This window comes from Microvirga vignae, assembly GCF_001017175.1.
Lineage (GTDB): Bacteria > Pseudomonadota > Alphaproteobacteria > Rhizobiales > Beijerinckiaceae > Microvirga > Microvirga vignae.
Map to the genome: position 1 here is coordinate 1 of NZ_LCYG01000137.1, position 23,308 is coordinate 23,308.

At 64.7% G+C, this 23,308-nt stretch carries 25 protein-coding genes, 3 pseudogenes and 1 riboswitch; of the genes and pseudogenes, 20 read left to right on the top strand and 8 right to left on the bottom strand.

Annotation, left to right across the window (positions count from 1 at the left end; all coding sequences use genetic code 11):
• Positions 1-204 (top strand): Bax inhibitor-1 family protein (locus tag AA309_RS30565; protein WP_047192799.1); only part of this gene is annotated, 204 nt, incomplete at its 5' end.
• Positions 205-436: 232 nt separating this feature from the next.
• A complete protein-coding gene (locus AA309_RS30570) occupies positions 437-1,195 on the top strand; it encodes a TerC family protein (RefSeq protein WP_047192800.1) in 759 nt (252 codons plus the stop codon).
• Between the two features lie 142 nt (positions 1,196-1,337).
• Here the strand turns inward: AA309_RS30570 and AA309_RS37030 are convergent.
• Positions 1,338-1,478, bottom strand: a pseudogene (locus tag AA309_RS37030) (pseudouridine synthase); the annotation flags it as partial.
• A 19-nt stretch (positions 1,479-1,497) separates the two neighbouring features.
• On the bottom strand, positions 1,498-2,745 hold the full coding sequence (locus AA309_RS30580; protein ID WP_047192802.1) for a Glu/Leu/Phe/Val family dehydrogenase: 1,248 nt from the start codon (positions 2,743-2,745) through the stop codon (positions 1,498-1,500).
• A 480-nt stretch (positions 2,746-3,225) separates the two neighbouring features.
• Here AA309_RS30580 and AA309_RS30585 point away from each other — a divergent pair, with 480 nt between their 5' ends.
• Together AA309_RS30585 and rnk (AA309_RS30590) are read left to right on the top strand one after the other, a co-directional pair.
• Positions 3,226-3,672 (top strand): GreA/GreB family elongation factor, encoded by a 447-nt coding sequence (locus AA309_RS30585; protein WP_047192803.1) that lies wholly within the window; start codon positions 3,226-3,228, stop codon positions 3,670-3,672.
• A gap of 17 nt (positions 3,673-3,689) precedes the next feature.
• The gene (gene rnk, locus AA309_RS30590) at positions 3,690-4,127 is read left to right on the top strand and encodes a nucleoside diphosphate kinase regulator (protein WP_047192804.1); all 438 of its coding nucleotides are present in this window, start codon (positions 3,690-3,692) and stop codon (positions 4,125-4,127) included.
• A gap of 317 nt (positions 4,128-4,444) precedes the next feature.
• Here the strand turns inward: rnk (AA309_RS30590) and AA309_RS37035 are convergent, their stop codons facing one another.
• The 4 genes from AA309_RS37035 to AA309_RS30615 all read right to left on the bottom strand — a co-directional run bounded on the left by AA309_RS37035 (position 4,445) and on the right by AA309_RS30615 (position 6,781).
• On the bottom strand, positions 4,445-4,768 hold the full coding sequence (locus AA309_RS37035; protein ID WP_047192805.1) for a hypothetical protein: 324 nt from the start codon (positions 4,766-4,768) through the stop codon (positions 4,445-4,447).
• Between the two features lie 15 nt (positions 4,769-4,783).
• Positions 4,784-5,206: a GreA/GreB family elongation factor gene (locus AA309_RS30600; RefSeq protein WP_047192806.1), complete on the bottom strand. Its 423-nt coding sequence runs from the start codon at positions 5,204-5,206 to the stop codon at positions 4,784-4,786.
• 52 nt (positions 5,207-5,258) lie between these two features.
• Complete coding sequence (gene rnk / locus AA309_RS30605) at positions 5,259-5,687, bottom strand: nucleoside diphosphate kinase regulator (RefSeq protein WP_047192807.1); 429 nt, start codon at positions 5,685-5,687, stop codon at positions 5,259-5,261.
• Positions 5,688-6,256: 569 nt separating this feature from the next.
• Complete coding sequence (locus tag AA309_RS30615) at positions 6,257-6,781, bottom strand: PTS sugar transporter subunit IIA (RefSeq protein WP_160310582.1); 525 nt, start codon at positions 6,779-6,781, stop codon at positions 6,257-6,259.
• Between the two features lie 454 nt (positions 6,782-7,235).
• Between AA309_RS30615 and AA309_RS30620 the strand changes: the two genes are divergently transcribed.
• From AA309_RS30620 to AA309_RS30665, 10 genes and pseudogenes are all read left to right on the top strand, one after another.
• Positions 7,236-7,814 (top strand): L,D-transpeptidase, encoded by a 579-nt coding sequence (locus AA309_RS30620; RefSeq protein WP_342027997.1) that lies wholly within the window; start codon positions 7,236-7,238, stop codon positions 7,812-7,814.
• Positions 7,815-7,864: 50 nt separating this feature from the next.
• A riboswitch (glycine riboswitch) is annotated at positions 7,865-7,952 on the top strand.
• 474 nt (positions 7,953-8,426) lie between these two features.
• Positions 8,427-10,847 (top strand): annotated as a pseudogene (locus AA309_RS30625) (penicillin-binding protein 1A).
• A gap of 35 nt (positions 10,848-10,882) precedes the next feature.
• Positions 10,883-11,527, top strand: coding sequence for a trimeric intracellular cation channel family protein (locus tag AA309_RS30630; protein WP_047192809.1), 645 nt, complete (start codon positions 10,883-10,885; stop codon positions 11,525-11,527).
• 309 nt (positions 11,528-11,836) lie between these two features.
• Positions 11,837-12,943: pseudogene (locus AA309_RS37040) on the top strand (YihY/virulence factor BrkB family protein).
• Positions 12,944-13,057: 114 nt separating this feature from the next.
• Positions 13,058-13,675 (top strand): YihY/virulence factor BrkB family protein, encoded by a 618-nt coding sequence (locus AA309_RS30645; protein ID WP_052955122.1) that lies wholly within the window; start codon positions 13,058-13,060, stop codon positions 13,673-13,675.
• An 18-nt stretch (positions 13,676-13,693) separates the two neighbouring features.
• Complete coding sequence (locus tag AA309_RS38005; protein ID WP_150117858.1) at positions 13,694-13,879, top strand: hypothetical protein; 186 nt, start codon at positions 13,694-13,696, stop codon at positions 13,877-13,879.
• Complete coding sequence (locus AA309_RS30650; protein ID WP_047191531.1) at positions 13,876-14,103, top strand: hypothetical protein; 228 nt, start codon at positions 13,876-13,878, stop codon at positions 14,101-14,103. Before AA309_RS38005 ends, AA309_RS30650 begins: the two co-directional genes overlap by 4 nt.
• Before the next feature lie 119 nt (positions 14,104-14,222).
• Positions 14,223-14,411 (top strand): hypothetical protein, encoded by a 189-nt coding sequence (locus tag AA309_RS30655; RefSeq protein ID WP_047192811.1) that lies wholly within the window; start codon positions 14,223-14,225, stop codon positions 14,409-14,411.
• Positions 14,408-15,163: a Crp/Fnr family transcriptional regulator gene (locus tag AA309_RS30660; RefSeq protein WP_244470554.1), complete on the top strand. Its 756-nt coding sequence runs from the start codon at positions 14,408-14,410 to the stop codon at positions 15,161-15,163. Before AA309_RS30655 ends, AA309_RS30660 begins: the two co-directional genes overlap by 4 nt.
• A 290-nt stretch (positions 15,164-15,453) precedes the next feature.
• A complete protein-coding gene (locus AA309_RS30665; protein ID WP_047192812.1) occupies positions 15,454-15,663 on the top strand; it encodes a hypothetical protein in 210 nt (69 codons plus the stop codon).
• 103 nt (positions 15,664-15,766) lie between these two features.
• Here the strand turns inward: AA309_RS30665 and AA309_RS35580 are convergent, their stop codons facing one another.
• Positions 15,767-15,994, bottom strand: coding sequence for a hypothetical protein (locus AA309_RS35580; protein WP_047192813.1), 228 nt, complete (start codon positions 15,992-15,994; stop codon positions 15,767-15,769).
• 435 nt (positions 15,995-16,429) lie between these two features.
• Between AA309_RS35580 and AA309_RS35585 the strand changes: the two genes are divergently transcribed.
• The 5 genes from AA309_RS35585 to AA309_RS30695 all read left to right on the top strand — a co-directional run bounded on the left by AA309_RS35585 (position 16,430) and on the right by AA309_RS30695 (position 21,072).
• Complete coding sequence (locus tag AA309_RS35585) at positions 16,430-17,425, top strand: phasin family protein (protein WP_052955125.1); 996 nt, start codon at positions 16,430-16,432, stop codon at positions 17,423-17,425.
• A gap of 277 nt (positions 17,426-17,702) precedes the next feature.
• On the top strand, positions 17,703-19,352 hold the full coding sequence (locus AA309_RS30680) for a helix-turn-helix transcriptional regulator (RefSeq protein WP_084731853.1): 1,650 nt from the start codon (positions 17,703-17,705) through the stop codon (positions 19,350-19,352).
• Positions 19,353-19,461: 109 nt separating this feature from the next.
• A complete protein-coding gene (locus tag AA309_RS30685) occupies positions 19,462-19,647 on the top strand; it encodes a CsbD family protein (protein WP_047192814.1) in 186 nt (61 codons plus the stop codon).
• A gap of 219 nt (positions 19,648-19,866) precedes the next feature.
• Positions 19,867-20,613, top strand: a complete 747-nt coding sequence (locus AA309_RS30690) for a sigma-70 family RNA polymerase sigma factor (RefSeq protein WP_244470555.1) — start codon at positions 19,867-19,869, stop codon at positions 20,611-20,613.
• Positions 20,614-20,775: 162 nt separating this feature from the next.
• A complete protein-coding gene (locus AA309_RS30695) occupies positions 20,776-21,072 on the top strand; it encodes a hypothetical protein (RefSeq protein ID WP_047192815.1) in 297 nt (98 codons plus the stop codon).
• A gap of 66 nt (positions 21,073-21,138) precedes the next feature.
• Here the strand turns inward: AA309_RS30695 and AA309_RS37365 are convergent, their stop codons facing one another.
• Entirely contained in the window at positions 21,139-21,273 is a 135-nt protein-coding gene (locus AA309_RS37365; RefSeq protein WP_280136945.1) for a hypothetical protein, read from the bottom strand.
• Between the two features lie 79 nt (positions 21,274-21,352).
• Here AA309_RS37365 and AA309_RS30700 point away from each other — a divergent pair.
• The coding region (locus tag AA309_RS30700; protein WP_047192816.1) for a heavy metal translocating P-type ATPase at positions 21,353-23,308 on the top strand (1,956 nt) is incomplete at its 3' end.

The window sequence follows — 23,308 nt, forward strand, 5'->3', positions numbered from 1 at the left end:
CAGTTCGCGATCTCGATCATCGGTGTGCTCGTGTTCACGGGACTCACCGCCTACGACACGCAGGCGATCAAGGAGCAATACGCCGGGGGCTTCGGGCACGAGGCCAACGGCAAGATGGCAGTGTTCGGCGCGCTCTCGCTCTACCTGAACTTCGTCAACCTGTTCCAGCTCCTGCTCAGCCTCACCGGGCAGCGGGAAGAGTGACCAGCGCCTTGAGCGGCAGGCTTCGGACCGTCAATGCGAGGGTCCGAAGCCTGCACATGCCTTCGCTCCCCGAGACAAAGGAGACTCCCTTGCTTCAACGTACCGTCGTCGTCGCCCTCGTCGGCCTCATGGCCGTCACCGCGCTCGCTCCCATGATGGCCTAGCGTCCGTCCTCCATCCGTTCCCGGGTGCCTGACGTCGCCCCTGACATAGCCGTGAGAGGACATCCCGCATGGACTTTTCCTGGATTTCAGACCCGACCGCCCTGATCGCCCTCGCCACGCTCGTCGTGATGGAGGTGGTGCTCGGCATCGACAACCTTATCTTCATCTCGATTCTCACCAACAAGCTGCCCGAGCATCAGCGCTCGAGGGCGCGCCGCATCGGCATCGGCCTTGCCCTGATCCTGCGCCTGGGGCTGCTCGGCACCATCGCCATCATCGTCACCCTGACGGAACCGATCTTCACCGTGTTCGGCCATGCCTTCTCCTGGCGCGACCTGATCCTGATCGGCGGCGGCCTCTTCCTGGTCTGGAAGGCCACGAAGGAGATCCACCACAACGTCGACCCCACCCCGAACGACGACATCTTCGACACGCCGAGGGCGACCATGACGTTCGGGGCGGCCATCGGCCAGATCCTGCTGCTGGACCTCGTGTTCTCCCTCGACAGCATCATCACGGCGGTGGGCATGACCGACGTGGTGGCGATCATGGTGATCGCGGTCATCGTCGCCGTGACGGTGATGCTTGTGGCGGCCAACCCGCTCGCCAACTTCATCAACGCCAACCCGACGGTGGTGATGCTGGCGCTGGGCTTCCTGCTGATGATCGGCATGACCCTGATCGCCGAGGGCTTCGGGGCGCACGTGCCGAAGGGCTACATCTACGCCGCCATGGCGTTCTCGGCCCTGGTCGAGGGCCTCAACATGCTCTCGAGGCGGGCGGCCCGGCGCAAGGCCGACGGGCCCACTGCCGACACCACAGGGTGATCCGGCATTCGGTAGCAAGGACCACCGCTTTGTTGCAGGAATGGGCGATTTCGCGGCCGGATCGGAATGGCATGGGAGGTCCGTGTCCTCCCGATCCTGGATTTCTGCCGTGCCGTTCAAGTCCAATACCGCTCGCCGTTACCATACGCCCCTCCGTGATCAGGGCTTCGGCTTGCGTGCGGGAGCAGAATCCGAGCTTCGACAGGGCGTGCGGCAGGCTGACCACGGCGCCGTTTTGACGCCGCAGATCACCCGCGCCCCGCAATCGGGGCGGTGGTTTCATGATGGTGTCGTTCCGGAGGTCAGCTCGTGAAGAACTGCTGCGTGCCGTGCGCCTCGATGGCGCCCGCGAGCCGCGAGAGCGCATGCACGTAGGCGGCGCTGCGCAGGGTGATGCCCTCCTCCCGGGCGAGCGCCCAGATGGCGTCCCCTTCCCGTTCCATCATCGATTTCAGCCGCGCATGCACGTCCTCGACGGGCCAGTAGTAGCCCTGCCGGTTCTGCACCCACTCGAAGTACGAGACGGTGACACCGCCCGCATTCGCCAGAATGTCCGGAAGAACGACAATGTTCTTGGTGGCCAGGATCTCGTCGGCTTCGGGTGTGACCGGGCCGTTGGCGAGTTCGAGAACGACGCGAGCCTTCACGCTGGCGGCGTTGCCCACGTGGATCATGTCCTCCAAGGCGGCCGGAACGAGCAGCTCGCAATCGACCGAAACGAGATCATCAGCCGGAAGAGCGGAGATGCCATCGGCCCCGGCAAGATTCGTGACACTCCCCTTCCCCTTGGCTGCAAGCAGCTTGCCGATGTCGAGGCCCGACGGGCAATGGATCGCACCCTTCGAGTCGGAGACCGCCACGATGCTGTAGCCGTCGGCGGCCAACAGGCGCGCGATATGCTGGCCGGCATTGCCGAAGCCCTGGATCGCAACCCGTGACCCTGGCTCCAATCCGAGCTTGCTCGCCAGGCGCTGGACGAGATAGTAGCCGCCGCGGGCCGTCGCGTCGTCACGCCCGAGCGAGCCGCCAAGGGCAATCGGCTTGCCGGTGATCACCGCCGGCGTCGCCTCGCCGACGATGGAGGCGTATTCGTCGGCCATCCAACCCATGATCATCGAGTTGGTGTAAACGTCGGGCGCAGGAATGTCCCGGTCAGGCCCAATGATCTTGGAGAAGGCCTGCACGTAAGCGCGCGAAAGGCGCTCCAACTCAGCTTTCGAGAGGGTGTGGGGATCGACCTGGACGGCGCCCTTGCCGCCGCCATACGGCAGGTTCATCACCGCGCACTTGAAGGTCATCCAGAAGGCGAGCGTCTCAACTTCCTCCATCGTCGAATCCGGATGGAAGCGGATGCCGCCCTTGGTCGGGCCGCGGGTGTCGTCATAGCGGCAACGCCATGCCATGAAGGATTTGCGCGAGCCGTCGTCCATGCGGATCATCAGACGGACCTTCGTGGTCTCACGCGGATACTTCAATTTTTCGAGAACGTCCGCGTCGAGGTCGAGGTGCCGGGCTGCTTCGTCGAGGCGTGTCAGGGCCTGGTCCAGCATGGAGGCTGCATGCAATTGATCTCACTCCTGTGTCGGTGATGCAGATGAGGTAGGTTGTCGTTAAGTAGCCTTAATGGCGGCTTCCGCTCCGGAGCGCAACATCTCGGGGAAGGCTGCGTCGATCCGGAACAGCCGCAGCCCGCTGCTGTCCTCGCAGGGTCCCTACTCCCTTCGTGTAAGCGTCTGCGTCGCCCGCAACCTTGCATTCGTGGGCAATGGAGCTATCTTGTTAGTGTCATGATTACGCTCGTGAAAAATCTTCGCCTTCTGGCGCACGCGGGTTGCCTCAAAGCAGGCAGGTAAGCCCCAGGAGCCGGTTTGACCCGCTGTGGTCGCTGGCGCTCCGGGGCATCAAATCTCTCTCACAATCGTTGAGCTGTCGCATGCGCCGTTCCGGCGCGTGCTGGCCCGCCACGTCCGTCCACCCTGCGGGAACGCGCGCCTGCGCGTCCGGCAGTTGACCGTTTCGAGGAGGTTTTCATGAACACACGGCACGAGCTCCCCCCGATCACCCTCGCGGCCAACGACTACAACCGCCTGCTGTTCACTGCGATGATCCGGCAGAAGCACAACCGCCGGGCGTCCGACTTCCTGCTCAAGGAGTTGCGTCGCGCGAAGGTTTGCCATCCGGCGGCGCTGCCGGAGGATGTCGTCTCGACGAACTGCCGCGTGATCTACCGCATCGATGACGAACTGAAGTCGCGTGCGCACCTGCTCGTCCATCCCGAAGACCTGATCTGGCCTGGCGCGGAGATCTCCGTGACGACGCCTCTGGGAACGGCGCTCCTCGGTTTGCGCGTCGGCGACTGCATGTCGTTCGTAGACGATGGCGAGGTCCATGAGGTGTTCGTGGAGGGCATCGGCCTTCGCTTTCTGGACGACGGTCCGACGGTCGAGCGCACTCCTGGCAGCATCACGTGGGCTTGAGGCAAGTGGGAGACACAATGATCAAGCAAGAAAGCCTTCCGCCCGTGACGATCTCGACAAGCGACTACGACCGCCTCGCGTTTCTCGCATCGTTCGGCTTGAACAGTCAGCAGGACCGGCCTGCGGCGGCGATGCTTGCCAACGAGTTGATCCGGGCCACGATTGTGACGCCACGCGCCATTCCATCCTCCGTGGCCACGATGCACTCGCGGCTGGAGTTCCGCGATGACGTCACCTGGGATGTCCGCCGCGCGACCCTTGTTTACCCCGATGAGGATGATGGGGAAGGAGACAGCGTCTCCGTGCTGTCGCCGGAAGGCGCGGCGTTGATCGGCCTGCGCGAGGGCCAGTCGATCACGTGGCGAACGCCCAAGGGATGGCGCAGCCTCACGCTGCTGCGCGTGCTCTATCAGCCACATGGACGCTTCGTCGAACCATGGAGGGAGCTGTCATGAAGTTGCTCCAGGCGGTTGCGTCACCAAGGCCGTTCGTATTGCCCAATGGGATCCATGCGGCACTGGCGATGGACGGACAGGTGGGAGGCGGACTCCTGACGAACGGCTGTCCCGGGCTGACCGGATCATGGTTGGAGCGCCTGAAATGATGAACCAAGTGCTTTCTTCCATCGTGCTCGTCCTGGCCTGCTTCCTTGTCTACCAAGCAGTCATTCGCTCGGGATTCCCACGGCACCCTGACGGTCACAATGTTCGGGAGTGAGTGTTCAAGTGTCCGTGCGGAACCGCGTCAACATCGGCGGCAGGACGGCGGCAGGTCACCCGGCGCCGTCACTTCCCGGAACGGCGGCCTCAGCGATGACCGGTGACGCCGGCTTGCACATCACAAGCGGCGGCGTGAGGCAGGAGGATGAGGTGGGCAGACCGTGTTCGGGCAATTTGCCCAACAGGAGCATGATCGGAGTCCAGCGGAAGCCTGAACCTCGCCGGGTGGCCCGGAGCTTGCCCGAGAGGACGCCTGGATCCCATGGAACCGGCACGATCCTGAGCAATGGCTCTCCGAGCCACTCGATGCCTTGCCCCTCGAGGACGGCCCCAGGCTCCTTCGATTGCGCCTGCGGACGCGTCAGCAGAACCCGCATTGCCGGATCGCCCTGCTAGACCCTGATCGGCACGAACGCACCCGTGACCCTCGGTCCGACGTCCTCGACTTCGACACATGTATCCATCGGTCCGTCCGATCCGATCAACGGGATCCGGTCTCCGGGCCGAAGCCCGAGAAGGGACATGCCCAGCGGCGTCAGGACGGACACCTCGGCAGGCGGCCACATGCAGTCCTCCGGATGAATGAGGGCCCGCTTTTCGACCTGACCTCCATCCGCGAGCCGGTATGTCACGAACGTGTTGAGCGTCACGACATTGTCCGGGAGCCGATCCGGGGAGCAAAGGATAGCCCTGTGGAGTTCCCGCAGGAGAGGCAACGCAAGCGGGTGGACTTGCTCCGCGAGTTCTTGAGCCGTCCGCATCAGGCGCTGATGGTCATGGGGCGTCACCATGACGGGTGGCAGTTTGGCGTTCATTGCGATCCTCCTCGTCTCGGATGCCTCGGCCACCGTTTCAGGGCATGCGCGCCTACATGGGCTGGGGGTCCAGGACGGCTGGTTCGCACACCCTCAGCACCGTCAGGCGCTTCGTCTCCCCGGTGCGCGTGGTCCAGTCAATCGACTTGCCGACGGGAAGTCCGATCAGGGCGGTTCCGATGGGCGTGAGCACCGAGATCCTGCCCTTCGAGATGTCGGCCTCCTGCGGATAAACGAGGGTCACTGTCTGCACTCGTCCTGTCATGTCGTCGCGGAAATCGACCTCGCAGCCCATGCAGACGGTCTCGACGGGATGGCGGCCCGTGGGAAGGACATGCGCGCGGTCGAGTTCCTCCGTAAGTGCGGCTGCAACCTCGGGCATCGTGTGCGCGGCCGCGTTGGCGAGAACCGAGAGCTTCTCGTGGTCGGCGGCGGTCATGATGATGCGGGGCTTGGCGCCGCCGACGGTTTTTCTGGTCATGGCATGTCTCCTGTTCTGTTGAGCATGATGGCAGGGTTCAGGCTGCCGACGGGCCGGGATCATTGTCGTCATCGTGTGTTGGCGGGTTTGGGACCTGCTCCGTCGTGGGGCGCCGCCGCGGCATCAGCCGCATAACCTTCTCATCCGGCTGCTCCGCATCTCGTGATGCAGGCTTCGATGACGGCTCGTACGGGGACTGATGCACGACACGGCCTCCTCTGCTTTCAGTGTGCTTCTGGGCGAGTGCTGACCTGAGCACCTGCGCCACGAATTCGGGTTTGGGACGCGCTTCGTCCATCCGCAGGCCGCGATGTTGGCCTTCAGCTTGAACGGGTTTTCGCTCCGCCGCGCGGAACACAAGTTTGAAGAAGTGTTGAAGCATACCGCCGCACCGGATGCGCCAGCACCCGGCCTCACAAGATATCCGAAGGTGTAGGGATCCTGCGCTCCCCCGAACTCGGGTGCGGATGCACGTCGAGTTCGGGGCTACTTGCCCGCGATGAGGTTGCCTGCCCGGTGCAGGCCGCGACGGTATCGTGCGAAGCTCAACATAGTGCCCTTAAGCTGGTTTACATTGACCCGTTTGTCAAACCTCTCAGGTGCAGTGTGGCGGAATGTCCGGTTTCAGGATCCTTACCGGGCTCACGCCACGTGTCGCTCGTCAGCACGATGTGGATGGCCTCCGCATGCTTCGCGGATCCAAGACACGCTGCAACCTCGTGGTCGCGCAACCGGCGCGCCACGCAGGCCAATGCCCGCAGATGTGTGGGATCGTCGCCGCCCGGGCTCAGCAGCAGGAACACAAGATCGGCCGGGATGGCGTCCGCGGCGCCGAAGTCTTGCGCAGGCCTGAGCCGCGCGAAGACGCCGACGGGTCGCTCAAGACCAGGGATCGCGGCATGGGGAATGGCGACGCCGCGCCCGAAGCCAAAGCAGGACGTCTTGCCGCGTTCCAGAACCGCATCGCGGACAACCTCATGATCCAGTGCCAGGTCGTCCGCCGCAATGCCGGTGAGTTCGTCGACGACGTGCCGGGCGTCGCGTGCGCTCAGGCGCGAAATCACACGCGCAGGCGTGATCAGGGATGCCATCATGGTGGGTGCCATCATCAATGCCGGCCCAGGCTGTGCGGGCCGCCTCGTGCTTCCGGAGAACAGGGAATGGATAACCGACCCGGGGCGGCGCTGCCGCGCCACCGCGGGCTCACGGGCCCGTTTGAAGAAGTCCGTTCCGGAACAGCATGCGTTGCATGAGAAGGCGTGTGTTCATGGCATTATGGCAACGCTTGTCCGCAGGGTAAGTTCAAGCTCGCACCAGAGGCTATCCTTAAGGGTTCGCATGCCGCCTGTGGCCATGCGCTCGTTCCGTGCATGAATTCCGCCCGCCGTCCAAGGGACGCGTTTCCCGACCCATGGCAACTGTCCGTCGGGTTCGTCCCGGGGCCGGCACTCCGACGTTGATGCGAACGGGCAACGCCGAACGGCCTGCGTCTCGGCCGGCTGCCCGTCCCTTCCACCGATGCCTGCCATCGACCCTGCCGTGGCGGCGATGTACACCGCCCTCTCCGATGAGCCGTACCTGGTGCCGGCCGTCGATGTCAGCCGGGTCCCTCCGCAATACGTCCGGCAGGTCGTTCCCTTCCAGGGGCCGGAACAGCCCGGAAGCATCGTCGTGGATCCCTCGCGTCGGTTCCTCTACCTCGTCCAGGAGAACGGGACGGCGCTGCGCTACGGCTGCGGCGTCGGCAAGGCCGGCTTCGACTATCAGGGCAGTGCCGTGGTCGGGCGCAAGGCCGCGTGGCCGCGCTGGACGCCCACGCCCAACATGATCAAGCTCGAGCCGGAGCGCTACGGTCCCTATGGCGGCGGCGTGGACGGCGGCCTCGCGAATCCGCTGGGCGCGCGGGCGCTGTACCTGTACCGGGACGGGCGTGACACGCTCTACCGCATCCACGGCACGCATGAGCCCGACACCATTGGCCATTCGATCTCCAGCGGGTGCATCCGGCTGTTCAACCAGGACATCGTCGACCTGCACCGCCGGGTGCCCGTGGGCACGAGCGTCACGGTGCTGGATGCCTATGCCGAAGACCGAACGGTGCGGGCCGGGTTGTCCGTAGGAGTCTGACCGCACCCCTGAACAACACAATTCTGCCATAAACCAAGCTAGATTGAGCTTAGCAATGAGCGGGAGAGAGCCAGCGCGCTGGCCGCCGAAGGAGCAACTGCCCCGGAAACTCTCAGGCACAGGGACCGCTACCTTGCTCAACACTCTGAAAAGTGGAGCATCCTGCTCCCGCCCACGGTGAAAGTCGCGGCTGCCATGCGCATCCCGACGAAACTCTCAGGCCAATGACAGAGGGGGCTCCTTCCGCAGGGCTGCCTGCGGACCGTGATGGAGCCTGACGAATGACCTTCCCCGAATACCCGCAAGCCATGACGCGTCGCCTCTGCCACGACGGCTGGAGCGGAATCCATCGCGCCGGTTTCGGCCGCCCCTGAGCCGCTGACGCGCCGCGATCGATCCCCGACGTCCGAGGACCGTCTCCGCGACGGGCCGCGCGTTTCCTGCCTGCGACCTGACGCCTCGCGCATCGCGTGATGGGTGTGATGACGGCTGCCCCTTCGCATGGGCCGTCGCATGCGGTCGTGCGCAGACGGGATCGCCTCTGTCATTCACCGCCATGAGCGAGTGCCGTCGCGTCAGCGCACGCACTCGCATGAACTTCGGGTGCCCGCAATGCGCTTCGTTCTCCGCTTCCTCGGTTTCGCGACGGCCTTGGCCTCGCTCCTTCTGGTCAGCGGCCTGCTGGCCGTCGGAATCCTGCTCTGGAATCTCTCCGCCGACCTGCCCGACCACGCGGAGCTCGCGCGCTATGAGCCCGCGATGACGACGCGCCTGCATGCCGCCGACAGCCGCATCATCGCCGAATACGCGCGCGAGAACCGACTGTACCTTCCCCTGGCGGCCGTGCCGCAGCGGATCGTCGCCGCCTTCCTGTCGGCGGAAGACCGGCACTTCTACGAGCACAACGGCATCGATCCCAAGGGCATCGGCCGCGCGCTGCTCGCCAACCTTGCCAGCGACGCGGGCCGCCCGCAGGGCGCCTCGACCATCACCCAGCAGGTGGCCAAGAACCTCCTGCTGTCGCGCGAGCAGACCTACAGCCGCAAGATCAAGGAGATCCTCCTTGCCTTCCGCATCGAGGAGGCCTTCAGCAAGGACCGCATCCTCGAGCTGTACCTCAATGAAATCTACTTCGGCATGGGCCACTACGGCATCGCCGCAGCCGCGCTGGGCTATTTCGACAAGTCCGTGCACGAGCTGAGCCTGGCCGAGGCCGCCTATCTCGCCGCCCTGCCCAAGGGCCCGAACAACTACCATCCCTTCCGCCAGCCCGAGGCGGCGATGGCCCGCCGCAACTGGGTTTTGGAGCGGTGGCCGCCAACGGCTATATCGGGCAGGACGAGGCCGACGTGGCGATAGAAGAAGCGTTTATCGTCAATCCTCGCTCGGTGTTTCCCCGCGAAACCCAAGTGAGCTACTTCGCCGAGGAGGTCCGGCGCGAGCTCGCCAACCGCTACGGCGAAGCGGCGCTCTACGAGGGCGGCCTTTCGGTCCGCACGACGCTCGACCCGAAGATGCAGGCCGCCCGCAAGAGCCTCGTCGACGGACTGGTCCGCTTCGACGAGGCCAGGGGCTGGCGCGGAACCGGGACGCGCCTTGCCTCCGTCGATGGCGATTGGGGCGTGAGGCTCGCCGAACCGCCGGCGTTCGAGGACATCCGCCCGTGGCAACAGGCCGTGGTGCTCGCGGTCGAATCCACAGGCGCCCGCATCGGCCTGCGGCCGGACCGGGATGGTGGTGCCATCGAGCCGGCCCGCCGCAGGGGACGGATCACGGCCCCGGGGAATCCGCTGGACGGGCAAGAGCCGCGTGGGCGACGTCCTGCACGTCGGCGACGTCATCCATGTCGAGCCGATCAGGACAACATCGAACGAGTATCGGCTGCGCCAGGTGCCTGAAATTTCCGGTGCCATCGTCGCCATGGATCCCCAGTCGGGCCGCGTCCATGCGATGGTCGGCGGCTTCTCCTTCGACCAGAGCGAGTTCAACCGCGCGACGCAGGCGATGCGCCAGCCGGGCTCCACGTTCAAGGTCATCGTCTACGCGGCGGCCCTGGACAGCGGCTACACGCCCTCCAGCCTCATTCTCGACGCGCCCCTGTCCATCGACCAAGGCCCCGAACAGGCACCGTGGTCCCGGGGCAACCACAACGGCCGCTACGACGGTCCGTCGACACTCCGCAGGGGGCTGGAGCGCTCCAAGACCGTGATGACGGTGAGGCTGACGCGTGACATCGGGATGCCGCTTGTGTCCGACTATGCCCGGCACCTCGGCGCCCAGGATGACCTGCCGCCGCTGCTCGCGATGGCGCTGGGGGCCGGCGAGACGACGGTGCTGCGAATGACGACGGCCTATGCGATGTTCGTCAACGGCGGCCGCTACATCCGGCCGACCCTGATCGACCACATCCAGGACCGGCATGGCAAAACCATCTTCAGGCATGACCGTCGGGCATGCACCGGCTGCTCCGCCCCCTCCTGGCGCAACCAGGGCGCTCCCAGGCTGGTCGGCGACACGGAACAGGTGATCGATCCGCTGACCGCGTACCAAGTGACCTCCCTGCTGGAGGGCGTCGTCGAGCGCACGTTGCCGCGGGTGTTCTCCGGCTTCGACCGGCCGATCGCCGGCAAGACCGGCACGACCGGCACGACGAACGACGCCAAGGACCTGTGGTTCGTCGGCTCGACGCCAGAGCTTGCCGTCGGCGTGTTCCTCGGCTACGACCGCCCGCGCTCGCTGGGGAAGTCCGCCTACGGCTCTGGGCACGCCGCGCCCATCGTCCGCGCCTTCCTGGAGCAGGCGCTCGCCAGCAAGCCTCGAACCGCCTTCCGCGTCCCGGCCGGCATCAAGTTCGTTCCCGTCGATCCCTACACCGGCGAGCGCGGTGCGCCCGGCGCACGCTCCATCCTGGAAGCGTTCAAGCCGGGCACCGAACCGCCGGATGCGGAGCCTCCCGCCGTCGCTGACGGGGCGCCGGCCGACATTCCGGCCCGGGAGGCTTATGCCCCTCCCGGCTCCACCTACTTCCGATGACAATGACCTGCCCCTTCCTGATGGGAACGTGAGAGATGTTCGATACCTTTGCCGCCCTGCTCGACTGGTTCGGGATCGTCGTCTTCGCGACCACCGGCGCGCTGGTCGCCTCGCGCAAGCAGATGGACCTGGTCGGCTTCGTGCTGCTCGGCACGGCGACCGGGATCGGCGGCGGAACGATCCGCGACACGCTCATCAACGCTCTACCGGTGTTCTGGGTGCGGGAGCCGGCGTACCTGGTCACCTGCGTGCTGGTCTCCTGCGCGGCGTTCTTCCTCGCTCACATTCCGCAGTCGCGGCTCAAGCTCCTCCTGTGGTGCGACGCGATCGGCATGGCCCTGTTCGCAGTGACCGGAGCCGAGAAGGCCCTGGTGGCCCAGGCTGGCCCTGTCGTGGCTGTCGCCATGGGCGTGATCACCGCCACCTTCGGCGGCATCGTCAGGGATGTCCTGGGCGGCGAAAGCCCGGTCATCCTCAGCCGCGAGATCTATGTATCGGCGGCGCTGGGCGGGGCGGCGATCTTCGTCGCCCTGGCCACGGCGGGCATTCCGCGCGAATTTGCGCTGGCCGGCGGCTTCCTGGCCGCGTTCGCGATCCGGGCTGCCGCGCTGCGGTGGGACTGGTCCCTGCCGCGCTACCGGCCGCGGCCCGGGCGCACACGCGAGGAAATCGATCCCTGACGGTCCAGGGGCGGCCAGGAACCTGCCTTGTCCCGGAGCGGTTTTGTCACGCGCAGGACTGCGCAACGGCCCGCCGGGAATTGCCGCAGGGTGTCAGTCGATCCCGGCCCATGCCCGCGAAAGGATGCGATGATGACGGACCGGTCATCCCCGTGCTGATCGCCGCCGTGATGCACGTTGGACGTGCCATCACGGCGGCATAGGCCAGCAGCCATGTGAGGCACCCATCCACCGTCTGTTTCGCATCCTCATGCGCACCGGCCATCGCGCTTACGATGACGACATCACCACCATTGCCTCGGGCGTGGCATTCTTCGTGGCTCTCGCCGTCTTTCCGGGCATCGCGGCCATCGTCGGGCTCTACAGCCTGTTTGCCGGCCCAAGGCTGGAGATGTCCTTCAGGGAACCCTGCCGAGCGTGCTTCCGGACTATGCGGTCCGGGTCATCTCCCGCCAGATCAGGTCCATGGTGACGAATGGCGCCGCCGACGCCGAGCAGCTCGGCGCGGCCTCGGTTGTCGGGGCGGCCACGCTCCTGGCGAGCATCAACCGGGGCACGAAGGCGCTGTTTCGCGGCCTGAACACGGTTTATGGCCGCAAGGACACGCGCGGGTTCCTGAAGTTCATCATGACCTCGCTCGCCTTCACCATCGGAGGCGTCGCCTTCCTGTTCTTCGCCATCGCTGCGGTGGTGCTGTTTCCCGACCTTCTGCGGGTGGTGGGTCTTGAGGCGACGACGGAGCACATCCTCGATCTGCTCCGCTGACCTGCCATCCTCATCGTGGTCGGGGTGGCGCTTGCGGTCGTCTATCGGTTCGGACCGAGCCGGGACACCGTGGACTGGCGCTGGATCGCGTTCGGGAGCGCGGCCGCCTCCATCCTTTGGGTCTGCGCCTCGCTGCTGTTCTCGTGGGCCATGGCGTGGCTTGGGACCCTGGATGAGCTGTACGGGTCAGTGGGCGCCATGATCGGGTCCATGCTGTGGATCTGGCTGTCCGTCACGATCATGCTGATCGGGGCCGAGTTCGAGGCGAGCGGCATGGAAGTGGAGAAGGACCGCGGCTCCTCCCGCCGACAAGCGGCGGCTCGCCCCTTCGACGACGCCGGCGATCTGCGCAGGAGGCCCTGGAACCTCAGCGCTGTTCCTCAGATAACGGTCCAATCGACGACCCAGGTGACAAAAAAGAGGATCGCGCTGCCAAACGTCACCAGCCCGATGCCCTGCCAGCGATGGCTTCGCCGGTCCCAGACAGGCGCCATGTCCCACTCGTCATGGTGCGGGGTGTCCAAGAGGCTCCTGAACTTCAGGTGCGCGTCCCAGGCGATCCCGAGCGCCACGAGCGAGGCCCACGCCTGGAAGACGGCGGCAGTCCACAACAGTTCTTCGCCATTTCAAGGCGCCACGCCTTTCCCCTGATGCAAAGGAGCCAGGAGCCCGGTCTCGGGGTTAACGCGAGAAGGCCTGCAGCGTAGCGCTGACGGGGCAAGGGCCTGTCGAACTCATCCTCCGCTGGACCTCAACGGTGCTTCCATGAACGAACATGGCGAAGACTGGCGCTCCAAAGTCGAAGAGGAGGCCAGCCCCGGCGTGCTCCCGGACGATCTCGCCCATGCCCGGCAACCCGGCCGGGGACGCGAGGCGGACACCCCTGGGGAGATCCCGGCGCGTGGCTGGAAGGACATCCTTTGGCGCGTGCTGTGGGAGATCTCGGACGACCGCATCCTGTCCACCTCGGGCGGTGTCGCGTTCTTCGCCCTGCTGGCGGTCTTTCCGGCGATTGCCACCATCGTGTCCCTGTACGGGCTCTTCGCCGATGTCAGCACGATCCGGGACCACCTGTCCCTGCTCGCGGGCATTCTACCCGGAGGGGTGCTTGAACTCATCGGGGAGCAGATTTCGCTGATCGTCACCCAGGGCAATGACACGCTCGGCGTCGCCTTCATCGTCGGCTTTCTGGTGGCGCTGTGGAGCGCGAACTCGGGGGTGGCAGCCCTCTTCGATGCCCTGAACGTGGTCTATTGCGAGAAGGAGAAGCGCAGCCTGCTGCGTTTCTACGCCACGACCTTCCTGCTTACCCTCGGCATGATCGGCTTCATCATCCATCGCGCCCGCGCTCAGCCAAGAGCTCTTCTACGTCGCGATAGCTGAGCAGGAACCGGAGATACAATCAGATGGCGTGCGGGGTACGGCTATGGCTATGAGCGTCCCCGGTGCGAGCGTCGGGCTTTCAACGAGGAATACGACGATGGTCGTTGCAAGATCGAGCGGAAGTGGGAACGCAGCGGCGAATACAAGGAAGAGGTGAAGTACCGCATTGGGTATCGCTCGAGCTATCGATATCGAGAGCCATGAACGAAACGGCCGACTGGATGCCAGTCCATCTTGCACCACGCGACGGAACACCGATCATCCTCTGGATGATCGAGGACGAGACCCCACCTGCTCTCCCGCTGACTGCGGGGTTTTGGACGAGCAGCCCTCAGGCAGGTGTCAGCTATTGGCAGCTCTTTGGCGATCCACCGCGCTTCTGCTCTGATCGGCAGGTCAGGGGGTGGAAACCGCTTCTTCGCGATTGAGACGATCATCCGCATAAGTCGCAGAAACGCATTTATGGAGCAGGACACAGGCGAGGTGGCGCAGCTATCAAGGCTCATACTGCCCGGGTTTGGCCTTATTGAACCTGTAGCCAAAGACCATGGTTAACGAGAACAAGAAACCGATCGACGAAGCGGTTGAGGACACGATTGAGCGGGCCACGCAGGCGATCAAGCAGACGCGCACCGAAATCGCCCGCTCGCAGGCCTTGAGCCAAGCCGAAGCCGAGCTCGCGCAGTCCATTGAACGGATGGTCGAGGAACACGCCGACCCTGCCGACGAGCGATGATGCGGCCTCAAGGAACTCTACCCACGGACCTCACGGTGGATTATCGCGCCAATGGGCTTCTGGCAGCGCTCGAAGGCGAGGACTTTGCGCTTCTTGAGCCTTATCTCGAAATGGTCGATCTGTTCCGCGGGCAGGTGCTCTATGACACGGGTAGCACCATGAGCCATGTCTACTTCCCGCATGATGCCGTCATCTCGCTCATCAACCCCTTGGAGAATGGCACTACCACGGAGGTGGCTGTCTTCGGGCGCGAGGGGGTGTTGGGCCTTCTGAGTGCGTTCGTCACGCGGGAGGCCTTCGGGCGCTATGTCGTGCAAATAGCTGGCACCGCCTCGCGCATTTCAATCGAGCGCCTGAACGAGGTACGGAACGCCCGCCCCAAGCTGCGGCAGTTGGTTATGAACTATGGCGAGGCCTTCATGGCCCAGACCTTTCAAAGGGTGTCCTGCAACGCGGTTCACCCGGTCGAAGCGCGCTGCTGCCGGTGGCTTCTCAGGATGCAGGATCGGGTGGGGAGGGACACCCTGCCGCTCACGCACGAGTTCCTGGCCGAGATGCTGGGGGTGCAGCGCTCCACGGTCAGCACTGTCCTGCATTCGCTCCAGACGGCAGGACTGATCCGCCAGGGCCGTGGCAGCATCACTGTGGCCAACCGGGTGGGTCTCGAAGGAGCGGCGTGCGAGTGCTATGGCAAAATCCGGCGCGTGTACCATCGCCTGCTGCCCGGCACCTACCCGGACGCTCTGGCGTGATAGAACATTAGTGGGGCCGATCTCAATCCACGGATGATCCCAAAGATGGTTCACGACAAGAGCGGGAAGAACAAGGTTGAGAACCAACCTCCCCCTGAGGGGGCAGCCCTTTGCCCAGCCCTGGTGATTAACCCGGCGGGCCGGGGATGGTTCGGGTGGTCCAGCCTGTCAGGGACTCGAACGGTCTGCTGATCCCGGACGCCACCCATGGATGAAAGTCCCCATGGGTTCACACTCCATGAGACCTCTAACACCCGCCGGCCATCAGAAAAGAGTGAGAAGCTTCACCGATGCGCACCTGCAACCTCTTCCGACGCACGTACGCAGCGGGCCTATACTGCGCCGTGCCCGAGAACGTGCCGGTTCCGGCTTTCGTCCCCGAGGATCGCTGGAAATACGGCCAGTCACTCGATATCGGCGCTTTGTCCGGGTTCGACGCTGACACAGCACACGTCTCGACCGCAACCAACGGCTCGTATCTGTTTCACTCGGTTTGCTGAAAGGGCCGTACAAAGCCCATCACCTCGTTCAATGAGTTTCCGAGTCCACGAGCCAAGGTCGGAGAGGCCCCGCGACCGCGGGGCCTCTCCATAGCTGATGGGACTAGCGCCGCCGTACGACGCGCCGGCGTCGGTTGTCCGCTTGGACCTCGTCCACGACGCCGCCCGGCGCGCCAGCCACCGCACCGGCCCCAGCGCCAACCACGGCCCCGACCGGTCCGCCAACCACCGCACCGGCGGTGGCGCCAACGGCTGTGCTGGTGGTCTGTTGCCGGGTGGCGCAGGCACCGGCCAAGAGACATAGGACCGTAGCAAACGCGAGCTTGTGCATGTGTCTCCTCCACATGGTCTGAGATACGACCATAGAATCAACTCCGCCAAAACTGGACAGTTCGGGAGCCGGACCAGGTAAGACGCCATCGGTCCAGAGTGGACGGGGTCTTCAAGCATCAGTCCCGCCAACAGCGTGCGCGGTCTTGTCCGCATTGCTGGCCGGGATTGCTCGGAACCTCCGGCGCGGTCGTCACTTAACCTGAATCAATAAGATCAAGAACGGGTCGCCTTGCGCGGCCGAACTTAGGGACGAGCGCCCTCAAACATCAGTAGCAAGTAGACCTCAGACAAGTAGCCCGACGGCAAGCACGGGTACTGCCCCCTCAGTTCTAGCGTCATGTGTCATGCGGTTCGCGTTCATCGACATACCGGTGTCACAGGCCACGGGCCAAGCTGGAGCTTGCCCCTTCACTTCGACAGCATGCGAGGGACAATGACGACGACCAGACGATTCAGCCAGGCTCCGCCCGACAGGGCGAACGAGCTCTTCGACAAGCTCCTCGCCACCTCCGACAATGCGGTGAAAACCCGGGAGCGGCTCTTGGCCGACCTCAAGGAAGAACTGGAGCTTCTCGCCTCCTTGCAGGAGGAGCACCTGTTTCCCGTGCTGACCCGGCACGGCATGCAGGATCTCGTGCGAGAGGCCACCAACGACAACCAGCAAACGGCAGCGCTTCTGGGCGAACTGGAGCGCATGCCCAAGAACGGTCCTGAGTTCCTCGGCAAGGTGACGGAGCTCAGACGAGCCTTCCAGCAGCACATCCGGGACGATCGAAAGGAACTGCTTCCCGCCGTGCTTGAGGTGCTGAGCGACGAGGAAGCCGACGCCATAGCCGAGACAGTAGAGGACGAGATGGCGACCATTGATGAGACCAGACGAGCTGAGGCGCGGCGCAGCCGTGAACAGGTCGAGGCGGTTCAACGGGTAACAGAGGACGTGGCCGACACTCTGCGCGCCGGCGTCGAAGGCGCCCAGACCATGGCCCAAGCCATGCAGGAGGCGGTATTCAACAGCTTCGGGGTGTTCTCGGAGCTGGCCCGCCGTTCGACGGGGCAGACCCTGCCGATGGCTGGCCGGCCTGAGGGTGAGGTCCAGGGGCTGACGGAGGAGGCTGCACACAACCTGCGCGCTGTAGCACAATCCAGCACCGTCCTGACCCGTGGGTTGCAGGAGGTGTCGCGCGAGGTGGTCGAACGCAGCCAGCAGCGCCTGCAACGCAACCTCGACGGCTTGCAGGCTCTGGCCCGCTGCCGCTCGATGACCGACCTCGTCGAGGTGCAGAGCTCTCTCCTGCGCGATAACCTGGAGCAGACGCTCGAGAACAGCCGGCGTCTCGCCGAACTCACGCTCCAGATCGCTGACGAGGCGACCAAAACCGCCACAGTGCAGGCCGACAAAACAGCGCAGCGGTTCAACCGCGCGGCCTGAGCATCGGCAGGCTCTGATGCACACGCTCCCGGCTCTCGCGCCGGGAGCCCTGGCATGCACAAACATGCCGGCGCTCAAACGCCCCGTGTTGGATCCCAATGGATAGGCTCGACCTGCCGTCCGGGCTGTGTCAGGCACCCAGGGATCCGCGTTCCGCCGCTTCAAGGTAGTCGAACAAGTATCAAGCGGCGCGGCAGCTCACGGCCGTACTGCGTGAAACCCGCGGCGTCGGGCTCCGTTGAACCCGGGGGTATGAAAGGGCGGAGCCAGCCATCGGATGGCAAAGACAGGCGCAGGCACGGGACGGGCCAATCTCCGGCGTTCAACTTCCAGGGGCACCGCCATTGCCGCTGATCAGGTTACTGACAAGGTCGATAATGGTTCGAGTCATCAAGCGCCGGACCGCTCGCAACTGGAGCAGATCATTGCCGGCCTCACCGAGGGCGTGATGCTGGTTGAGCCGGATCAGACCATCACCTATGCCAACGAGGCCGCTCTCGAGATGCATGGAGTCACGACTCTCGATGAGCTCGGCCGGACTGTCGATGAATACCGCAAGAACTTCGTGCTGCGCCATCAGAGCAGCCATCTGCTCGACCATGGCCGCTATCCCATCGACCGCGTTGTGGCCGGCGAGGCCTTCGACGATGTCCTGGTCGTGGTGGCGCACAAATCCAATCAGGACCGGGATCGGACACACCGCATTCGCAGCCTCGTCATCACCGATCATGCGGGCGATCCCGATTGTCTCGTGCTCATTGTTCATGACGTCAGCGGACAGACCGAGGCCGAGCACCGCTTCGAGCGGGCTTTCGCGGCCAATCCGGCGCCCGCCACGATCTGCCGCATCACCGATCTGCGCTTCGTGAAGGTGAACGAGGGCTTCCTGGAACTCACCGGCTACAAACGCGAGGACGTGCTGGGTCGGAGCGTCTATGAGATTGACGTGCTGGAACGGGCCGAGCGCCGCAGCCTCGCGCTCGAGCGGCTGCGCGCGGGCGAGACCATCCCGCAGATGGAAGCGTGTCTCACCGTGCCGAGCGATCCCGGAGGACGCCAGGTGGTGGTGGCCGGGCAGCCGATTGAGGTCGGCGAGGAGCCCTGCATGTTGTTCACCTTCGCGGACCTGGAGCCGCGCCGGAAGGCTGAGACGGCGTTGCGCCAGTCCGAGGAGCGCTTCGCCAAGGCTTTTCGCCTGGCTCCCGTGCCCACCACTATCACCACTGCCGACGATCATCGGTTCATTGAGGTGAATGAGGCCTTCACGCGGGTGCTGGGCTATCAGGCGCAGGACGTGGTCGGCTACCCCGCAGACGACATCGGTCTATGGGTCGATGACGAGGAACGCCGCCACTTCGAAACCGAACTCGCCAAAGCAGGCAGCGTCAGGGACTTCGAGGCCTGCCTGCGGGTGAAAGGCGGCGGCATTATCAACTGCCTGATTTCGGCCGAGACCATCACGCTGAGCGATCGCACGTGCGTCCTGTGCTCGTTCCTGGACATCACTGCCCGCCGGCGCTCGGAGGAGGAACTCGTCAAAGCCATCGAGGCGGTGATGGCGGACGCGTCCTGGTTCAGCCGCGGCGTGGTCGAGAAGCTCGCTGCCTTGCGCCACCCGCCCCGGCCAGGACAGTCACCGGCACAGGTCGCCGCCAGTGTGGCCGATCTGACGCCGCGAGAACGCGAGGTGCTCACCCTCGTCTGCCAGGGCAAGAGCGACCCTGAGATCGGGACAGAGCTCAAGCTCGCCCGCAACACCGTGCGCAACCACATCGCGTCCCTGTACCAGAAGCTTGGAGTCAACCGGCGCAGCGCCCTGGTCGTGTGGGCCCGGGAGCGTGGAATCGGGAGCGAGGGTGTTGCGGCCAAGCTCCCGAAGACGCGAAAAAAGAGGTGCAGGAAAACCGGGTCGAGTAGTGCGGAATAACCACTGAAAAAATTGATGAACTTTAATGATTTGAATGGGTTAGCAGCCGTGATAAGACGGGTGGACGTACTGGTTGTCACGTGCACATCATCCTAACCTAGAGGCTCTCATGGACAAGGATCGGGTTGCAGGCAGCGCGAAGAAGACCAAGGGCTCCGTCAAGGAAGCCATTGGCAAGATCACAGGCGATAGCAAGACCCAGGCTGAAGGGTCTGCCGAGAAGGCAACAGGTCAGGCGCAGAACGCTGTCGGCGGCATCAAGGACACGGTGCGCAACGCCACCAAGCCCCGCTGACGAAGAACCTGCTGCTGTCATCGGTAGAGCCAACACAGCTCGGCTGACGCCGTACGGACCTAGTGACCTTGAGTTCGTGAAAACCGCAGCTCGCGGGCTCCTCCCGCGAGCTCGGGCAGTATTGCGCGCTGATCTTTCCCGGAGCGCCGGTGACGGCCCCCTCCGGACAGGGGACGGGCACCACATCGTCCGGGAGGTTGGTTTTGCAGGAGAGCGACCATGATGACGCTGTCGAACATGATTACCGATATTCGGAATGACCGGCGCCCTCCCTTACAGCGAGTGGGCTCGTCGGTCTCCGCTGTCCTGGACAGCAGCATTCAAGCGCATCTCGGTCATCAACTGCGGACTTGGTATGGCGACCCTGCCGGGGACAAGCTTCCGCCCGATCTTGCCCGGCTTCTCGATCGGGTGGCACAGGTTATCCGTGCCCGTACTGGGTTGGTCGACCAAGCATTTGTTGATGGTGTCTTGACGAGCGTGACTTCGCTCCGGGCTTTCGCAATCTCGCTCACGCGAAATGGCGAGCAAGCCGAGGACCTCGTACAGGAAACGGTGCTGCGAGCCCTCAGTAAGCAGGAGCAGTTCGTGGCCGGCACGAACCTCCAGGCCTGGCTCTTCACCATCCTGCGCAATCAATTCTGTTCGGAACACCGCAAGTCTCTGCGCGAGGTCGAGGATGGGGACGGATCCTATGCCGCGACCATGGTCGCCCTGCCGGACCAGGAGGACAGGATCATGATCCGTGATCTTGAAGCAGCACTCCACAAGCTGCCTGAAGGCCAGCGTGAGGCGCTCCTGCTCGTGGGCGCGGACGGGTTATCCTATGAGGAAGCGGCCCAAGTCCTTGGCTGTGCGGTCGGCACCGTCAAGAGCCGGGTCAACCGGGCCAGAAGCTGCCTGACCGAGCTGATGAGGCTTGCCGGTGAGGATGGTCTTGCCAGAGCCCGCCGTCCGGAAGTGTGAAAGAAGCGAGGCGCAGGAGCTGCGAGGATGCGGGGCAGAGTTCACGAGCTCGTTCCTCGTGTCTCTTTCTTTCGTGGGGCCGCACATCACCCGCTCAACCGTTCTGGGCCGATAGCCTGCGCCGCATCCCGTATCCCCAATCAACAGCCAAGAGGCGTGCCAATGCCCCGAACCCTGTCGCAGAACCCGGATGATCCCTTCGACGGTCTGCTCCTGCCCATGAACGCCTGGAAGGCTCTGGAGGATGCACATATCACCAACCTCAAACAACTCAAGATCTTGGCTCCGGTGATCCAGACAATCCGGGGTATTGATCCTGAGACAGCTCAGGTGATCAAAGACAGACTTGATCGCTTGGCTGCCCGAAGAACCGTCCGGGTCCGGCTGATCTTCCCCAAGAAGCCCAATCGCACAACGGACTGCAGGAGAGCCGGAGGCAGCAGGTGTTCACGCGCATAGTCTGACGACAGATCAGATGGCAGGGAAACAAGAGGACCTGGTACAGGCCTTAAGGCAGCACCTGCATCACAGGATCGAGTACGTCATCACGGCAAGCGTCAGCGTGGAGACCAGGATCATGACAGCCTGCCTCTCGAACCGGTCGAGCTTAGTCTCAGTGGCTTTGATCCGTGCACGAAGGGCAGAGTCGCGGTCACTCATCCTGGAGCGGGGCACTTGACCTTGCCATCATGGGAAGCCCCAGGCTTCCTATTCCAATGAGGCGAAGTGGAGAGCCGCCATGACCGATACCCGAGCCATCAAGGGTCATGAGGGCCACGCCCACCACCATGATCATGGCGCCTACGCTGGACACCATCACCACCATCCTGAACCTGCGGCGGATGCCGGGAAGGTGAAGGATCCGGTCTGCGGGATGATGGTCGACCCGAATGAAACCCCGCACCGGGCCCGGTACGAGGGCAAGCCGTATTACTTCTGCTCGTCCGGCTGTCAGTCGAAGTTCATGGCCGAGCCTGCGAAGTACGTCGAGCCGACAGCGGCCCGGAAGGCCGAACCCGTGCCCGAAGGCACGATCTACACCTGCCCCATGCACCCTCAGATCCGACAGGTGGGTCCCGGCTCCTGCCCGATCTGCGGCATGGCGCTCGAGCCCGTCCTGGCCACCGCCGAGACGGGCCCGAGCCACGAGCTCGTTGACATGACGCGCCGCTTCTGGATCGGCCTTGTCCTGACCGTGCCCGTGGTGGCGCTGGAGATGGGCGGCCACCTGACGGGGCTGAGCCACTACATCAGCCAGCAGACCTCGAACTGGATCCAGATGCTGCTCGCGACCCCGGTCGTGCTCTGGGCCGGCTGGCCCTTCTTCGTGCGCGGTTGGCAGTCCCTCGTCACGCGCAACCTGAACATGTTCACGCTCATTGCCATGGGCACCGGAGTGGCCTGGGTCTACAGCATGGTCGCGACGCTCGCCCCCGATGTCTTCCCGGCCGCCTTCCGTGGTCATGACGGATCGGTGGCGGTTTACTTCGAGGCGGCCTCCGTCATCACGGTGCTGGTGTTGCTCGGACAGGTGCTCGAACTGCGGGCCCGCGAGACGACGAGCGGGGCGATCCGCGCGCTTCTCGATCTCGCGCCGAAGACGGCCCGCAGGATCCTATCCGACGGCACCGAGCAGGAGGTCCAACTCGACACCGTGCAGGCCGGCGACCGCCTGCGGGTCCGCCCCGGCGAGAAGGTTCCGGTGGACGGGGCCGTCCTCGAGGGGCGTAGCGCGGTCGACGAATCGATGGTGACGGGCGAGTCGATGCCCGTCACCAAGGACGTCGGCGCGAAGGTCATCGGCGGCACCATGAACCAGAGCGGCGGCCTCGTCATCGAGGCCCAGAAGGTTGGACGCGACACCATGCTGTCGCAGATCGTGCAGCTCGTGGCGGAGGCCCAGCGCAGCCGTGCCCCGATCCAGCGTCTGGCCGATCAGGTCTCGGGCTACTTCGTGCCGGCGGTGATCGGGGTGGCCGTGCTGGCCTTCATCGCCTGGGCGATCTGGGGTCCCGAGCCGCAGCTCTCCTATGGCCTCGTGGCGGCCGTGGCGGTGCTGATCATCGCCTGTCCCTGCGCGCTCGGCCTTGCCACACCCATGTCGATCATGGTCGGCGTCGGGCGCGGCGCCCAGGCCGGCGTCCTGATCAAGAACGCCGAGGCGCTGGAGCACATGGAGAAGGTCGATACCCTCGTGGTCGACAAGACCGGGACGCTCACCGAGGGCAAGCCTGCGGTTACGGTCGTCGTCCCAGCCTCCGGCTTCACGGAGGCCGAGGTCCTGCGCCTGTCGGCGAGCGTCGAGCGGGCGAGCGAACATCCGCTGGCGATCGCCATCGTGGCGGCTGCCGGGAAGCAGGGCATCGCGACGATGCCAGTCACGGATTTCGACTCGCCCACCGGCAAGGGCGCGCTCGGCACGGTCGAGGGCCGTCGCATCGTGCTCGGCAGTACCAAGTTCCTGGCCGAGCACGGCATCGATGTCGCTCCCCTGGCCGAACAGGCCGACAGGCTGCGCGAGGATGGCGCGACGGCGATCTTCGCCGGAATCAATGGGAGGGTCGCGGGTGCCATCGCCATCGCTGACCCGGTGAAGGCCTCGACGCCGGAGGCGCTGGCTGGCCTCAAGGCCGAGGGCATCCGGGTCGTGATGCTGACCGGCGACAACTGGGCCACCGCCAAGGCGGTGGCCCGG

Bases quoted from the DNA above. Each gene is read 5' to 3' on its own strand.
- AA309_RS30620 (WP_342027997.1), top strand. From the start codon at position 7,236: ATGTACACCGCCCTCTCCGATGAGCCGTACCTGGTGCCGGCCGTCGAT.
- AA309_RS30615 (WP_160310582.1), bottom strand. From the start codon at position 6,781: ATGATGGCATCCCTGATCACGCCTGCGCGTGTGATTTCGCGCCTGAGC.
- AA309_RS30660 (WP_244470554.1), top strand. From the start codon at position 14,408: ATGATGCGGCCTCAAGGAACTCTACCCACGGACCTCACGGTGGATTAT.
- AA309_RS30665 (WP_047192812.1), top strand. From the start codon at position 15,454: ATGCGCACCTGCAACCTCTTCCGACGCACGTACGCAGCGGGCCTATAC.
- rnk (WP_047192807.1), bottom strand. From the start codon at position 5,687: ATGACCAGAAAAACCGTCGGCGGCGCCAAGCCCCGCATCATCATGACC.
- AA309_RS30680 (WP_084731853.1), top strand. From the start codon at position 17,703: ATGGCAAAGACAGGCGCAGGCACGGGACGGGCCAATCTCCGGCGTTCA.
- AA309_RS35580 (WP_047192813.1), bottom strand. From the start codon at position 15,994: ATGCACAAGCTCGCGTTTGCTACGGTCCTATGTCTCTTGGCCGGTGCC.
- AA309_RS30580 (WP_047192802.1), bottom strand. From the start codon at position 2,745: ATGCTGGACCAGGCCCTGACACGCCTCGACGAAGCAGCCCGGCACCTC.
- AA309_RS30695 (WP_047192815.1), top strand. From the start codon at position 20,776: ATGCCCCGAACCCTGTCGCAGAACCCGGATGATCCCTTCGACGGTCTG.
- AA309_RS37365 (WP_280136945.1), bottom strand. From the start codon at position 21,273: ATGAGTGACCGCGACTCTGCCCTTCGTGCACGGATCAAAGCCACTGAG.
- AA309_RS30570 (WP_047192800.1), top strand. From the start codon at position 437: ATGGACTTTTCCTGGATTTCAGACCCGACCGCCCTGATCGCCCTCGCC.
- rnk (WP_047192804.1), top strand. From the start codon at position 3,690: ATGATCAAGCAAGAAAGCCTTCCGCCCGTGACGATCTCGACAAGCGAC.
- AA309_RS30650 (WP_047191531.1), top strand. From the start codon at position 13,876: ATGAACGAAACGGCCGACTGGATGCCAGTCCATCTTGCACCACGCGAC.
- AA309_RS35585 (WP_052955125.1), top strand. From the start codon at position 16,430: ATGACGACGACCAGACGATTCAGCCAGGCTCCGCCCGACAGGGCGAAC.
- AA309_RS30585 (WP_047192803.1), top strand. From the start codon at position 3,226: ATGAACACACGGCACGAGCTCCCCCCGATCACCCTCGCGGCCAACGAC.
- AA309_RS37035 (WP_047192805.1), bottom strand. From the start codon at position 4,768: ATGCGGGTTCTGCTGACGCGTCCGCAGGCGCAATCGAAGGAGCCTGGG.
- AA309_RS30685 (WP_047192814.1), top strand. From the start codon at position 19,462: ATGGACAAGGATCGGGTTGCAGGCAGCGCGAAGAAGACCAAGGGCTCC.
- AA309_RS30630 (WP_047192809.1), top strand. From the start codon at position 10,883: ATGTTCGATACCTTTGCCGCCCTGCTCGACTGGTTCGGGATCGTCGTC.
- AA309_RS30655 (WP_047192811.1), top strand. From the start codon at position 14,223: ATGGTTAACGAGAACAAGAAACCGATCGACGAAGCGGTTGAGGACACG.
- AA309_RS30690 (WP_244470555.1), top strand. From the start codon at position 19,867: ATGATGACGCTGTCGAACATGATTACCGATATTCGGAATGACCGGCGC.
- AA309_RS30645 (WP_052955122.1), top strand. From the start codon at position 13,058: ATGAACGAACATGGCGAAGACTGGCGCTCCAAAGTCGAAGAGGAGGCC.
- AA309_RS30600 (WP_047192806.1), bottom strand. From the start codon at position 5,206: ATGAACGCCAAACTGCCACCCGTCATGGTGACGCCCCATGACCATCAG.